The organism is Phyllobacterium sp. P30BS-XVII (assembly GCF_014138335.1).
GTDB lineage: Bacteria > Pseudomonadota > Alphaproteobacteria > Rhizobiales > Rhizobiaceae > Phyllobacterium > Phyllobacterium meliloti.
In genome coordinates this window covers 91,178-103,908 of sequence record NZ_JACGXO010000005.1, presented here as the reverse complement: position 1 = coordinate 103,908, position 12,731 = coordinate 91,178, and the positions used below count along the sequence as shown (strand labels likewise).

At 56.1% G+C, this 12,731-nt stretch carries 13 protein-coding genes; 7 read left to right on the top strand and 6 right to left on the bottom strand.

The genetic code is table 11. The features are described 5' to 3' along the window. The first annotated feature begins 29 nt into the window (after positions 1-29). From FHW17_RS15140 to FHW17_RS15130, 3 genes are all read left to right on the top strand, one after another. Complete coding sequence (locus tag FHW17_RS15140) at positions 30-1,451, top strand: PLP-dependent aminotransferase family protein (protein WP_113097285.1); 1,422 nt, start codon at positions 30-32, stop codon at positions 1,449-1,451. Positions 1,452-1,846: 395 nt separating this feature from the next. Continuing rightward, positions 1,847-4,078 (top strand): phosphoribosylformylglycinamidine synthase subunit PurL, encoded by a 2,232-nt coding sequence (gene purL / locus FHW17_RS15135; protein WP_182510366.1) that lies wholly within the window; start codon positions 1,847-1,849, stop codon positions 4,076-4,078. Between the two features lie 25 nt (positions 4,079-4,103). Then, positions 4,104-4,337, top strand: coding sequence for a BolA family transcriptional regulator (locus FHW17_RS15130; protein WP_091877529.1), 234 nt, complete (start codon positions 4,104-4,106; stop codon positions 4,335-4,337). A 3-nt stretch (positions 4,338-4,340) separates the two neighbouring features. Here the strand turns inward: FHW17_RS15130 and FHW17_RS15125 are convergent, their stop codons facing one another. After that, positions 4,341-5,153: a phosphodiester glycosidase family protein gene (locus FHW17_RS15125; protein ID WP_113097284.1), complete on the bottom strand. Its 813-nt coding sequence runs from the start codon at positions 5,151-5,153 to the stop codon at positions 4,341-4,343. 108 nt (positions 5,154-5,261) lie between these two features. On the opposite strand from FHW17_RS15125, the gene grxD reads away from it, so the two are divergent. Next, complete coding sequence (grxD, locus tag FHW17_RS15120) at positions 5,262-5,594, top strand: Grx4 family monothiol glutaredoxin (RefSeq protein ID WP_091878419.1); 333 nt, start codon at positions 5,262-5,264, stop codon at positions 5,592-5,594. A gap of 159 nt (positions 5,595-5,753) precedes the next feature. Beyond that, the gene (locus tag FHW17_RS15115; protein ID WP_112528673.1) at positions 5,754-6,959 is read left to right on the top strand and encodes a multidrug effflux MFS transporter; all 1,206 of its coding nucleotides are present in this window, start codon (positions 5,754-5,756) and stop codon (positions 6,957-6,959) included. 9 nt (positions 6,960-6,968) lie between these two features. Here the strand turns inward: FHW17_RS15115 and FHW17_RS15110 are convergent, their stop codons facing one another. Together FHW17_RS15110 and ttcA are read right to left on the bottom strand one after the other, a co-directional pair. After that, positions 6,969-7,796, bottom strand: a complete 828-nt coding sequence (locus tag FHW17_RS15110) for an inositol monophosphatase family protein (protein WP_182510247.1) — start codon at positions 7,794-7,796, stop codon at positions 6,969-6,971. Beyond that, a complete protein-coding gene (ttcA, locus tag FHW17_RS15105) occupies positions 7,786-8,649 on the bottom strand; it encodes a tRNA 2-thiocytidine(32) synthetase TtcA (RefSeq protein WP_182510246.1) in 864 nt (287 codons plus the stop codon). The genes FHW17_RS15110 and ttcA overlap by 11 nt, the downstream gene beginning before the upstream one ends. An 87-nt stretch (positions 8,650-8,736) precedes the next feature. Between ttcA and FHW17_RS15100 the strand changes: the two genes are divergently transcribed. Beyond that, positions 8,737-9,204 carry a DUF559 domain-containing protein gene (locus FHW17_RS15100; RefSeq protein WP_348643742.1) on the top strand — a complete coding sequence of 156 codons (468 nt, stop codon included), beginning with the start codon at positions 8,737-8,739 and terminating at the stop codon, positions 9,202-9,204. 107 nt (positions 9,205-9,311) lie between these two features. Here the strand turns inward: FHW17_RS15100 and FHW17_RS15095 are convergent, their stop codons facing one another. After that, complete coding sequence (locus FHW17_RS15095; RefSeq protein ID WP_091877539.1) at positions 9,312-10,241, bottom strand: glutaminase; 930 nt, start codon at positions 10,239-10,241, stop codon at positions 9,312-9,314. 76 nt (positions 10,242-10,317) lie between these two features. Further along, on the bottom strand, positions 10,318-10,935 hold the full coding sequence (gene rpsD, locus FHW17_RS15090) for a 30S ribosomal protein S4 (RefSeq protein ID WP_091877541.1): 618 nt from the start codon (positions 10,933-10,935) through the stop codon (positions 10,318-10,320). Between the two features lie 294 nt (positions 10,936-11,229). Between rpsD and FHW17_RS15085 the strand changes: the two genes are divergently transcribed. After that, the gene (locus tag FHW17_RS15085; protein ID WP_182510245.1) at positions 11,230-12,222 is read left to right on the top strand and encodes an extensin family protein; all 993 of its coding nucleotides are present in this window, start codon (positions 11,230-11,232) and stop codon (positions 12,220-12,222) included. Between the two features lie 232 nt (positions 12,223-12,454). Here FHW17_RS15085 and FHW17_RS15080 read toward each other — a convergent pair whose 3' ends face one another. Beyond that, positions 12,455-12,646, bottom strand: coding sequence for a DUF3008 family protein (locus FHW17_RS15080; RefSeq protein WP_112528560.1), 192 nt, complete (start codon positions 12,644-12,646; stop codon positions 12,455-12,457). Positions 12,647-12,731: the final 85 nt, after the last annotated feature.

Here is a 12,731-nt window from a genome sequence, read left to right as displayed (position 1 = left end):
TTTGAATCGCAATATACATAATTGTCACCATGACAAATTGGCTTCCAGAACTGAAACACGGCAAAGGCCCGCTTTATCTGCAGCTTGCGGAGCGGATTGAATCGGATATTGCCGATGGTGTGCTTGCGCCGGGCACGAAATTGCCGCCGCAGCGCAACCTGGCCTTCGATATTGGGGTGACAATTGGTACAGTTGGTCGCGCGTACAATCTCATCCGCGAGCGCGGCCTAGTCAGCGGCGAAGTCGGTCGCGGCACCTATGTGATTGATCACCGGGAAGCCAAGCTGATCGAACTCCCGACGGCCCAGAATTCGCAGCCGTTCGGCGGCACGCGCGCCCACATTATCCCGCCGGGCAATATCCGTCTCGACAGCACTGCCGCCATTGATGTGGGCCAGTCGGTGATCATGGACCGCTTTCTGCAGGATATTACCAAAAACTACCCCGCTGAAATTGCCAGCTACTCCCGCACCCTGCCCCCGTCATGGCAATTGGCAGGCAGCCGCTGGCTCGGTTCATCCGAATGGCGGCCCGACGTATCATCCATCGTGCCGACCCTTGGCGCCCATTCCGCCATTCTGGCGATTATTGCCGCCGTCACGGTTCCGGGCGACCGTATTGCCTTTGAAGATTTGAGCTATTGTTCCGCCGCGCGCAGCGCCAATTTGATGGGCCGGCGCAGCATCATCATCAATACGGAAGATGGCAGCGCCACGCCTGATGATTTTGAGCGACTTTGCGCGCAACAGCACCCGAAACTGGTGTTCCTGATGCCATCGCTGCAAAACCCGACCGCCACCACCATGCCGGAGGATCACAGGCGCGCCATCGTTGAGACAGCCCGCCGTTACAATGTCTGGATCATCGAGGACGAGATTTATGGTTCGCTCGTCGGCCTTGATCACGTCAAGCTTGCGGAACTTGCCCCTGAGCGCACTTTCCACATTGGCGGCCTGTCCAAATCCGTGACCGCAGGCGTGCGCGGTGGCTGGGTTGCCTGCCCGCCGCATCTGGCTTCGCGCGTCGTCACCGCCCACAAGATGGTAACGGGTGGTATGCCTTTCCTCATGGCGGAACTTGGCGCGCAACTGGTCAATTCAGGCGAGGCGGACGCCATTCGCATCAAGGTGCGGGAGGAAACATCCGAGCGGGAATCACTGGCACGTTCGATCTTCAGCGGCTTTGAGTTCAACTCACACCCCTATTCCCCCTTCATCTGGGTCAAACTACCCGAGCCATGGCTTTCCGCAACCTTCAAGAGCGCCGCGCTCAACGAGGGCGTGCTGATTGATGATGAGGATGAGTTCAAAGCAGGCCGGACGGAAAAAACGTTTCATCGCGTGCGGTTTGGCTATTCCGTTCCCGGCACAAAACAGGAAGTCGCCAGCGGGCTGACAATCCTGCGCAGGCTCATGGAAACCGACAATGCGAGCTATGACAGTTATTCGTGAGCTGGCTCAAACAGCCTAATCCACCCTTCTCCGTCATCGTGGATATCTCTCTTCGTTATCCCAGACGCGCCTCTTCGTTATCCTGGAAAATCTCTCTCCGTCGTCCTCGGGCACCTCTCTCCGTCGTCCTCGTGCAGCTCTCTCGGTCATCCTCGGGCTTGACCCGAGGACCCACGGCTAAGAGGATGAAATCATCTGAATGTTCAGTGCTTTTAAGATATGGGTCCTCGGGTCAAGCCCGAGGATGACGGAGAAAGGTGGAGTGATGATCCGAATATCACCCCAGCTGTTGAAGAAACGCGGCAAGCGACATTTTTTCCGCGTTTGACGGTGTATTCCCCGCACAAATTGCTCTAAGAGAACCCAAGAAAAGCGCAATGGAATTGGTATTACCGATGGCTCTCTCCAATACAATCCAGATCACCCCGGAACTCGTTGCTTCGCACGGGCTGAAGCCGGACGAATATCAACGCATTCTCGACCTGATCGGACGTGAGCCGAGCTTTACCGAGCTTGGCATTTTCTCGGCCATGTGGAACGAGCATTGCTCCTACAAATCCTCGAAGAAATGGTTGCGCACGCTGCCGACAACCGGGCCGCAGGTCATTCAGGGACCGGGCGAAAATGCTGGCGTTGTTGATATCGGCGATGGCGATTGCGTGGTTTTCAAGATGGAGAGCCACAACCACCCGTCCTATATCGAGCCCTATCAGGGCGCGGCAACCGGCGTTGGCGGCATTTTGCGCGATGTGTTCACCATGGGCGCGCGGCCGATTGCAGCCATGAATGCCCTTCGCTTTGGCGCGCCGTCCCACCCCAAGACACGCCACCTTGTATCCGGTGTAGTGGAAGGCGTTGGCGGCTATGGCAATTCCTTCGGCGTGCCTACCGTTGGCGGTGAAGTCAATTTTGACGCCCGCTATAACGGCAATATTCTGGTCAATGCCTTTGCTGCTGGCCTTGCCAAGACCAATGCGATCTTCCTGTCCGAAGCCAAGGGCGTCGGCCTTCCCGTGGTTTATCTCGGTGCCAAGACAGGCCGCGACGGTGTCGGCGGTGCGACCATGGCATCGGCGGAATTTGACGAATCGATCGAAGAAAAGCGCCCGACCGTGCAGGTTGGCGATCCCTTCACCGAAAAATGCCTGCTTGAAGCCTCGCTGGAACTGATGGCCTCGGGCGCTGTCATCGCCATTCAGGACATGGGTGCCGCTGGCCTCACCTGTTCTGCCGTTGAAATGGGTGCCAAGGGCAATCTCGGCATCCGCCTGAATCTTGACGATGTGCCGGTGCGTGAAGAGCGCATGACCGCCTATGAAATGATGCTGTCGGAAAGCCAGGAGCGTATGCTCATGGTTCTGCGTCCGGAAAAGGAAGCGGAAGCCCAGGCAATCTTCAAGAAATGGGGTCTGGATTTCGCCATTGTCGGTTACACCACCGATGATCTGCGCTTCCGCGTCATCCATCAGGGCGATGAAGTCGCCAATCTGCCCATCAAGGATCTCGGCGATCAGGCACCCGAATATGATCGTCCATGGATGGAACCCGGCAAACATGCACCGCTGCCCGCCGCAAGCGTTCCCGATGTGGATGATTATGGGGCAGCACTCTTGAAGCTGATCGGCTCGCCTGATCTTTCCTCGCGCCGCTGGGTCTACGAACAGTATGACACGCTGATCCAAGGGAATTCATTGCAGGTGCCCGGCGGCGACGCCGGTGTTGTGCGCGTTGAGGGCCACCGCTCCAAGGCACTCGCCTTCTCCTCCGACGTCACTCCGCGCTATTGCGAAGCTGATCCCTATGAAGGCGGCAAACAGGCTGTTGCCGAATGCTGGCGTAACCTGACTGCCGTGGGTGCCGAACCGCTGGCCGCCACGGACAATCTCAACTTCGGCAATCCGGAACGCCCTGAAATCATGGGCCAGCTGGTCAAAGCCATTGGCGGTATCGGCGATGCCTGCCGCGCGCTCGCCTTCCCCATCGTCTCGGGCAATGTGTCGCTCTACAACGAGACCAATGGTCAGGCGATCCTGCCGACCCCGACCATCGCAGGCGTTGGCCTGATCCCCGATTGGTCGAAGACCGCCAAGATCGGCGGCATGCATGAGAGTGATGTGCTGATCCTCATCGGCGGCGATGGCACACATCTCGGCCAATCGGTCTATCTGCGCGATCTGCATGGCCGTGCGGATGGCCCGCCCCCGCCCGTTGATCTCAACATTGAAAAGCGCAACGGCAATTTCGTCCGCTCGGCTATCCGCAACGGTCAGATAACTGCCTGTCATGACCTGTCCGATGGCGGCCTTGGTATTGCGCTGGCTGAAATGTGCATGGCCTCCGGCAAGGGTGCCACCGTCAATGTTGGCGAAGGCCCTGCCCATGCGGTGCTTTTCGGCGAAGATCAGGCGCGTTACCTGATCGCTGTTGCCCCGGATATGGCGAATTTGATTTCGCTCAATGCTGAAGGCTCCGGCGTTCCGTTCCGCAAGCTTGGAACCGTGGCCGGCAATACATTGACGATCGAGCGTCTCGCCTCCATATCAGTTGCAGACCTGACAAAAGCCCACGAATCGTGGTTCCCTGACTATATGAGCGGTCAGGACAGCGAAGAAACACAGGCTGCGTGATCGCGAGAAGATTGGGAGACAGAATATGGCTATGGACGCGCACGACATCGAGAAAATGATCAAGGACGCCATTCCTGACGCACAGGTGACCATTCGCGATCTTGCCGGTGATGGTGATCATTATGCAGCGGAAGTCGTCGCCGAGAGCTTTCGCGGCAAGTCGCGCGTTCAGCAGCACCAGATGGTCTATGACGCCTTGAAGGGTAATATGGGCGGGGTGCTGCACGCCCTCGCCCTGCAGACCAGCGCTCCCGAATAATCCCTACTTCTTCCCGAATACGGCGATAATCGGCCCCACGGGGTCGGTGCCGCCAACCAGCGTTTTGCGATCATTGGCCAATGACGAGATCGTGCCATCGAAAAACAGCGCATTGGCACAGCCAAGCCCGTCCTTGAACAGGCGGGCAAAACTCCCCAAACTGACCGGCTCGATCGATATCGCCAGCACAACAGTGTTCGCATCACGAATGCCGACACCGTTGCGGATCAGACGTGACGTGCCGTTCGGCTCAAAGCGCGGATGGACCTGTCCGTTGATAACAAGCATCGGCCCCGATTGCGTTGCGATGCGCACATCGGGAGCGGCAGCCGCAAAAGCGCCCGTTTCAAGAATACCGGGCGTTCCGTTCTTTCCGATAAAGAAAACCCCGTTCGGCTTCAGGAAAAAATTGCCTTCGCCGTCATTGGTTTCCAGTTCCGACGTCTGGTTGCCCTCTTCGACATAAAGGCCAACGGGCGAAAGGTCTTCCTCATACATGCCGGCATTCATGGCGAGAATCGGCCTGACATCCTGCGGGCGGGATTCCATGAACGCCTTGAGCGAGCCATAGGCCTCCCCATCGGCATTCGCCCGTGCCAGATCGATCCGGTGGGTGCGCAGATCAATCTCGCACACGATGGAGTCGACCCCCTCGAATGTCATCTTCCGGCAGATATCGGGCAGATCGCCATCGGAGATATTGATTGGTGGATTGGGCGCAGGTTTAGGGGGCGGTGGAGGTCGCATAAACCAGAAAATGCCGAGGATAATGACCAAAACAACGATACTGATCGCGATAATGCTACGAGATGACACAATGACCAGCCTTGTTTTGCCAGAATTGAAGCGCTATTTGTTTAGAAGAGATCAATTTGGACCAATGATGACGATTCGTCGTGCATTGGTATGAAAGGTTTGCCCGAAATGAGCGGTATCAACGAATTTATCGACAATGAGGTCAAGAGCAACGACGTTGTCCTGTTCATGAAGGGTACTCCGGGCTTTCCGCAGTGTGGCTTTTCCGGGCAGGTCGTGCAGATCCTTGATTACATCGGCGTGGATTATAAGGGTGTGAATATCCTTACATCAAATGAACTGCGTCAGGGTATCAAGGATTACTCCAACTGGCCGACCATCCCGCAACTTTACGTGAAGGGCGAGTTCGTCGGCGGTTGCGACATCATCCGCGAAATGTTCCAGGCAGGCGAATTACAGACCCTGCTCAGCGAAAAGGGCGTCGCCACAAAGGCCGCCTGATCAGAGCAAAGCTTGCTCTAACGCTATAATTTCAAGTGGTTCCGGGGAAATCCGGAATCTTTTTCTCAAGGCGTCGGGCCCTCCGACGCCTTTGTCTTTGTTTTTGCAGGTCTCATAATGGATAGCACTACACAAGCATCGGCGCCGCGCCTGATGGGGATGGGGAAAGTCGAATTTATCGGGATGATGGCCATGCTCATGGCGATCAACGCGCTGGCAATCGATATCATGCTGCCCGGTTTACAGCAGATCGGCGCGAGTCTCGGGGTGACGAACGAAAACCACAGGCAATATGTGATCTCGGCCTATCTGCTCGGTTTCTCCATATCACAACTGTTTTACGGGCCGATCTCCGATCGTTTCGGCCGCCGCAAGCCGCTGCTGTTCGGTCTGGCTGTCTATGTCATCGCGGCCACCAGCGCCGCCTTCGTGCCAAGTTTCGCCTCGCTCCTGTTCTTCCGGCTGATTCAGGGCATTGGTTCGGCAGCAACGCGCGTTATCACCGTTTCCATCGTCCGCGACGTTTATGGTGGCCGTCAGATGGCTGAAGTCATGTCGCTGATCATGATGGTGTTCATGATCGTTCCGGTTATCGCACCGGGCACGGGTCAGGCCGTCATGATCTTTGGCGACTGGCATCTGATCTTCATATTCATGGCTGTGATTGCCGCTGCCGTCACGCTCTGGATGTATATCCGCCTGCCCGAAACCTTTGATCCGGCGGACCAGCGCCCGTTCACGCTGAAATCGGTTGCTCAAGGTTTTAAGATCGTGCTGACCAATCGCGTGGCGCTGTGCTACACGCTGGCAAGCGCGTTCCTGTTCGGGGCGCTCTTCGGCTTCATCAATTCGGCCCAGCAGATCTATATCGGCATCTATGAGCTTGGCATCTGGTTCCCGGTGGCATTTGCGTCCGTCGCGATCACCATGGCGTTTTCATCCTTCATGAATTCACGCCTTGTTGGCCGCTTTGGCATGCGCCGTCTTTCCCACGGCGCACTGCTCGGCTTCCTGACCATTAGTACGATCTGGGTGCTGCTGACCATATTCGGACCGCATCCGACACCCTTCCCGCTCTATCTCGTGCTCTTTGCGCTGGCAATGTTCCAGTTCGGCTGGATCGGCTCGAACTTCAACGCACTGGCAATGGAACCGCTCGGCCATGTAGCCGGTACAGCGTCATCCGTGCTCGGATTCATGGGTACGGCGGGCGGCGGTGCTATCGGCGCACTCATCGGCCAGTCCTTTGACGGGACGACCTTGCCGCTGGTCATGGGTTTCTTCGTGGTTTCGGTGATCGGTCTGATCTTTGTGCTGATTGCCGAAAAGGGCAAGCTGTTCCATCCACATAATCCGCGGGTTTAAACCTGCGGATTACGCCTGCCAGAGTATCTCACGCAAATCCTGCCAATTCGCCTTGTCAGGCGCGATCAGCAAGCCGCCATCCAGATGCTTGGGCAGATAGGCAGAACCATCAAAGCGGGCCGCATAGCCGCCCGCTTCCTGATGGATAAGCACACCGGCAAGGTGATCCCAAGGCATCAGCTTGTTGAAGATGGCAAAATGTGCATTTCCCGATGCTATCAAACGGTATTCATGCGCCGCGCAGCGGAAGCCGAATGACGCCTTGCACTTGGCATGGTTGCGCGCCAGCGTTGAACGCAAGGGATCGCTGAGGAATTGCCAGGAAATCGCGCCCAGCATTTCATTGACCGCCGCCGGTGGTGATACGGACACTTTGTGCCTGACATCAAAAGCCGAGCGAATATGGCTACCAGCGCCTTTGACGCCGATGATCCAGTCCTTGCCAACAGGATCATGAATAATCCCGGCCACCGTTTCACCATTGACCACAACGGCCAGCATCACACCGAAAAGCGGAACACCGGTGGCAAAATTATAAGTGCCGTCAACGGGATCAATGATGAAGGCCAATGGCGCGTCTTTCAGCTTGCCGAGCAACGATGCGTCAAGCTCACAGGCTTCCTCGCCGAGTACAAATGCATCGGGGTAGCGCGCGCGCAGACGTGCCGTGATCACGCGCTCTGCACTGGTATCGGCTTCTGTCACCAGATCAAGCGCTGACGTCTTCTGCTTGATATCGGCTGTGCCAAGCTGGCGAAAGCGCGGCATGATCTCCTGAAGCGCAACTGCACTGAGCAGATCACTCAACCAATCAATATCCTGATCATTAAACAGCACTGGCTTCTGCTCCACTTGTGACAAGACCGGCAAAATCAAAGATGTTGCGGTCAAGAAGATGGCTCGGGCGGGTGTTGGCCAGCGCCCGGATCATGATTTCCTTGCGGCCCGGCATACGCTTTTCGATATCGGTCAGCATTGCCTTCATCATATTGCGCTGCAGGCCGTCCTGACTGCCGCAGAGGTCGCAGGGAATGATCGGAAACTGCATGGCGGCGGCGAACTTTTCCAGATCATCCTCGGTGCAATAGCTTAAAGGCCGCAGCACCATCACATCGCCCTCATCATTGAGCAGCTTTGGTGGCATTGCGGCGAGCCTGCCGCCATGAAAGAGGTTCATGAAAAAGGTTTCGAGAATATCCTCGCGGTGATGGCCGAGTACCAGCGCCGAACAGCCCTCTTCGCGCGCCACGCGGTAAAGATGCCCCCGCCGCAGCCGCGAACAGAGAGAGCAATAGGTCTGGTTTTCCTGCACCTTGTCGGTGACAATCGAATAGGTGTCCTTATATTCAATCCGGTGCTCGATGCCGTTCTTTTTAAGGAACTCCGGCAGGATATGTTTGGGGAAATTCGGCTGCCCCTGATCAAGATTACAGGCGAGCAGGTCCACCGGCAGCATACCACGCCATTTCAGGTCCAGCAGCAATGCCAGCAGGGCGTAAGAGTCCTTGCCGCCTGACAGTCCGATCAACCAGCGCTCGCCCTGCCTGACCATGCCGAAATCATCCAGCGCCTGACGCGTATTGCGCAAAAGCCGCTTGCGCAGCTTGTTGAATTCGACATTGGACGGCACCCCGAGAAACATCGGGTGGCAACCCGCCGCATCCGCCAGATCCTGATCGTGAATGGTCATCTTCTCACCTCTGGCGCCTTCATTGCCCCGGTGCAAGCTCCAACGCAAGCAGTGTTTCGTCGCATGATGAGCCTAAGGTTGAATTGAATGCGGTTGCCAGACATGGCACCTCTATCTCTCCCCTTGCGGGAGAGAAAGGGTTTTCTTGGATTTGGCCTCTTTGCTAAATCCTTAGAAAACCCAAGTGAGGGGATTATTGAAATTCGCACCGACGTACCGCCCAGAATGCGAAGATTTGCGCGCGAAATGCGTAAAGACGCTACTCTGCCGGAAAACCTGCTGTGGCAGGTGCTCCGCAACAAGCAGTTGAACGGTTTAAAGTTCAGGCGGCAGGTTCCATGCGATGACTACATCCTGGATTTTGTTTGTCTGGAGGCTCGCCTGATTATTGAGATTGATGGCAGCCAGCACTCATGCTCGCAATCGGATGTAGATCGCGATACCCATTTTCAGCGCCGGGGTTTCAAAACAGTTCGGTTCTGGAATGGCGATATATTGAATAATCTTGATGATGTGTGCATGCATATTCTGCATGAGGCTGGCGTCAGAAGGTAATCCCCTCTCTTGCGATTTCTAGCACTTGAGCTTTGCTGCGCTACCGCTTGCTCGCTAAGTGCTGAAATCGCTTTCTCCCCCACAAAGGGGGGAGATAAAGCGGAGCACTACTGCCCGAACACCGACCAGCCCGTCCGTTGCGCCAGAAGCTCCAAGGCGGCAGATCCCAGCAGCGAATTGCCATTCTCATTCAGCCCCGGCGACCACGCGGCAATGGAGGCCCTGCCCGGTGCGATAGCCAGAATACCTCCGCCAACACCGCTTTTCCCCGGCAGACCAACCCGATAGGCAAAATCGCCCGAGCCATCATAGTGCCCGCACATCAGCATCAGCGCGTTGATACGCCGTGCCCGGCTTGAGGACACCACACTGCCGCCACTGAGCGGATTGCGGCCCGCGGAGGCCAGATAAAGCCCCGCATGGGCCAATTGCCGGCAGGACATGGCAATGGCGCAATGGTGAAAATAAACGCCAAGCACATGTTCAGCCGGATGATTGAGATTGCCAAAGGACCGCATGAAATTGGCAAGCGCCACATTCCTGTAGCCAGTATTGGTTTCAGATCGTGCCACATTGTGATCAATGGCAATGGTCTCATCATCGGCAAGATGCCGGATGAACTGAACGATCTCGCCGATTGCCTCTTTCGGCAGATGCCCGGCCAGTACCACGTCAGCGACAGCAATTGCCCCCGCATTGATGAAGGGATTGCGCGGCTTGCCTTTCTCCTGTTCCAGCTGAACAATCGAATTAAACGCATTGCCAGAAGGCTCGCGCCCGACACGCTTCCACAACCCGTCGCCGATCTTGCCGAGCGCCAGCGTCAGGGTGAAAACCTTGGAAATGCTCTGGATGGAGAATGATGTGTCGGCGTCACCAGCCGTATGCACCTGACCATCGACGGTGCAAAGCGCCAGTCCGAACTGCTTCGGATCAACCGTGGCAAGTTCGGGAATATAATCAGCCAGCTTGCCCTCGCCGATACGGCTGGCAAGATCCTGATAGACACTGTCGACGACATCCTGAAGATCGGTCATACGCGCTCCGGCAAGATAAGAGACAAAAAAAGCCGCCCGGATTTCTCGGGGCGGCTTTTCGTAAACTCAGAACTGATTAACGCGAATAGAATTCGACAACCAGATTTGGTTCCATCTGTACAGCGTATGGCACATCGGAGAAGGCCGGAACGCGTGAGTACTTGGCAACCATCTTGTTGTGGTCAACTTCGAGATATTCAGGAACATCACGTTCAGCAAGCTGGCTGGCTTCGAGAACGAAAGCGAGCTGCTTTGACTTTTCGCGCACTTCAATCACGTCACCTGCCTTGCAGATGTAGGACTGAATGTTGACGCGGCGGCCGTTGACGTTGACGTGACCGTGGTTGACGAACTGGCGCGCAGCAAAGATCGTCGCAACGAACTTGGCGCGGTACACCACTGCATCCAGACGCGACTCGAGCAGGCCGATCAGCTGTTCGCCGGTATCGCCCTTACGACGGGAAGCTTCTTCATAGGTCTTGCGGAACTGCTTTTCCGAGATGTCGCCGTAGAAGCCCTTGAGCTTCTGCTTGGCGCGCAGCTGTACGCCGAAATCGGAAAGCTTGCTCTTACGGCGCTGACCATGCTGGCCGGGACCATATTCACGACGGTTAACCGGGGATTTTGGACGGCCCCAGATGTTTTCGCCAAGACGGCGATCAATTTTATACTTGGACGATTCGCGCTTGCTCATCGCATTTCCTTTCAACCAAACCAAATCGAAGCCTGCGCCCCGATTCAAGGAAACGCGCCCTCCTCTGCCTCCTGTTTTTGAAGACTGACAGAATGATTCACGCACGCTTTGCGAAATCACTCACGGGACACGTCAAATGAAACGCAGAGCCGTTGAGCCCTGCGCTGGGGTGGCTTCTAGTGTGAAGGTTTGTTGATGTCAAGCCAGACCGAGCATTTCACCGGTTTATAAAGTTTGAAACCGATAGCCCGCATTAGGCGTTAGGTTAGACGCTCAACAGGAGTAGAGCCGATAATGACCCTATTCTCGCAGCAGCAGCGCTGTTTGACACTCGTCCTTTTATTCCTCACAGCATGTTTTGCAACAACGGCTTTGATCAGCACTGCCGATATCGCCGAAGCGCGCCAGAGACGGCACTCCACGGCAAACCGACCCGTACTGCCGGTTGTACCGCCAGTCCCGCAAACCAAACCAGGCAGTGAAGCCGCACCCGAAGCGCCCAGGCCCGAGGAAAAGCCCGCAGAGGATATTCAGAAGGCCGATCCGGAAACAACGCCGGTTCCCGAGGAGAAACCTGCGCCCGAAGCCAAACCGGCGGAGAAACCTGATGTTAAGCCCGCAGAACAGCTCGGACCCAATCCTTCCCCTGACGGAAAAGCCGCCGATAAGAATGACACGAAGTCCGATGATGAAGACACGGCTGAGAAATCCGATCCGGCCACTTCTCCCGATCGCGTCTATCAGAATGCCTGTCCGGCGCTGATGAACGGCGATGTTCAGGGCGAAATCATTCCGCCCTTGTCCGAAGGCATGTGCGGTGAGCGCTCGCCGCTCAAAATTACCGCCATCGGCAAGGATAAGCCGGTGAAATTTGCTGCGCCCATCACCACGAACTGCACCATGGCGGGAACACTTGCCGGATGGATCGGCGATGTGGAGCAGGCAGCGCAAAAATCATTTGGTGCGGGGATTGAGAGTATTTCCACGGGTTCCGACTATCAGTGCCGCAAGGTCAATAATGGTCATAAGGGCCGCGTATCGGAACACGCCTTTGCCAATGCACTCGATATCATGTCGTTCAAGTTCACCAACGGCAAAGCCACGGAACTTGGTTCCGGCTGGAAAGGATCACCGGAAGAACAGGAATTCTGGCGGTCGGTGCAAAAAACCAGCTGCGAGAAATTCATGACCGTGATTGGCCCCGATGGTGATGCCGCCCATCAGGGCAATCTGCATCTGGATCTCGGCTGCCACGGTAAGGCGTGCAAAGCGCGCATCTGTGAATGATATCTGGGGCGTTGCAGGTTTTGCCCTGATTAGTTCAATAGAATGTGTTGCATTGCTGGTTCGTGGTTCGTGGTTCGTGGTTCGTGGTTCGTGGTTCGACAAGCTCACCATGAGGGAGAGTGTGGATGCAACGCTAATCGCCAACGTTACAGATCAAAAAGGTTGCAGAACCTAGCTCCCTTTCATCACCTCTGTCCCTCATGGTGAGCTTGTCGAACCACGAACCACACACTTATTTCTTGGGCTTCACCTTCTGGGGCAGACCCTTGCGATCAGTCTCGGCAAATTCCTCAAGCTGCTTTTCACTCATCGAATCATACATGCTCTTTGATGCGCCCTTGAGTTCGCTTTTCTTCGTCTCACCACGCTTGGCTGACAAAGCGGCGCCCGCAGCTTTCTGCTGGGCCTGAGATTTTGCAGGCATTGTCTTTCTCCCTGTCAATTTCCTACAGAGGAAAAACGCAGGGCATGCGCGAGGGTTCCCAGTAGCGTGAGAGCGTGTGGTTCGT

Coding starts and splice junctions, on each gene's coding strand:
- FHW17_RS15080 (WP_112528560.1), bottom strand. CDS start 12,646: ATGCCTGCAAAATCTCAGGCCCAGCAGAAAGCTGCGGGCGCCGCTTTG.
- FHW17_RS15095 (WP_091877539.1), bottom strand. CDS start 10,241: ATGACCGATCTTCAGGATGTCGTCGACAGTGTCTATCAGGATCTTGCC.
- FHW17_RS15130 (WP_091877529.1), top strand. CDS start 4,104: ATGGCTATGGACGCGCACGACATCGAGAAAATGATCAAGGACGCCATT.
- FHW17_RS15085 (WP_182510245.1), top strand. CDS start 11,230: ATGACCCTATTCTCGCAGCAGCAGCGCTGTTTGACACTCGTCCTTTTA.
- FHW17_RS15100 (WP_348643742.1), top strand. CDS start 8,737: ATGCGGTTGCCAGACATGGCACCTCTATCTCTCCCCTTGCGGGAGAGA.
- ttcA (WP_182510246.1), bottom strand. CDS start 8,649: ATGACCATTCACGATCAGGATCTGGCGGATGCGGCGGGTTGCCACCCG.
- FHW17_RS15140 (WP_113097285.1), top strand. CDS start 30: ATGACAAATTGGCTTCCAGAACTGAAACACGGCAAAGGCCCGCTTTAT.
- FHW17_RS15115 (WP_112528673.1), top strand. CDS start 5,754: ATGGGGAAAGTCGAATTTATCGGGATGATGGCCATGCTCATGGCGATC.
- grxD (WP_091878419.1), top strand. CDS start 5,262: ATGAGCGGTATCAACGAATTTATCGACAATGAGGTCAAGAGCAACGAC.
- rpsD (WP_091877541.1), bottom strand. CDS start 10,935: ATGAGCAAGCGCGAATCGTCCAAGTATAAAATTGATCGCCGTCTTGGC.
- purL (WP_182510366.1), top strand. CDS start 1,847: ATGGCTCTCTCCAATACAATCCAGATCACCCCGGAACTCGTTGCTTCG.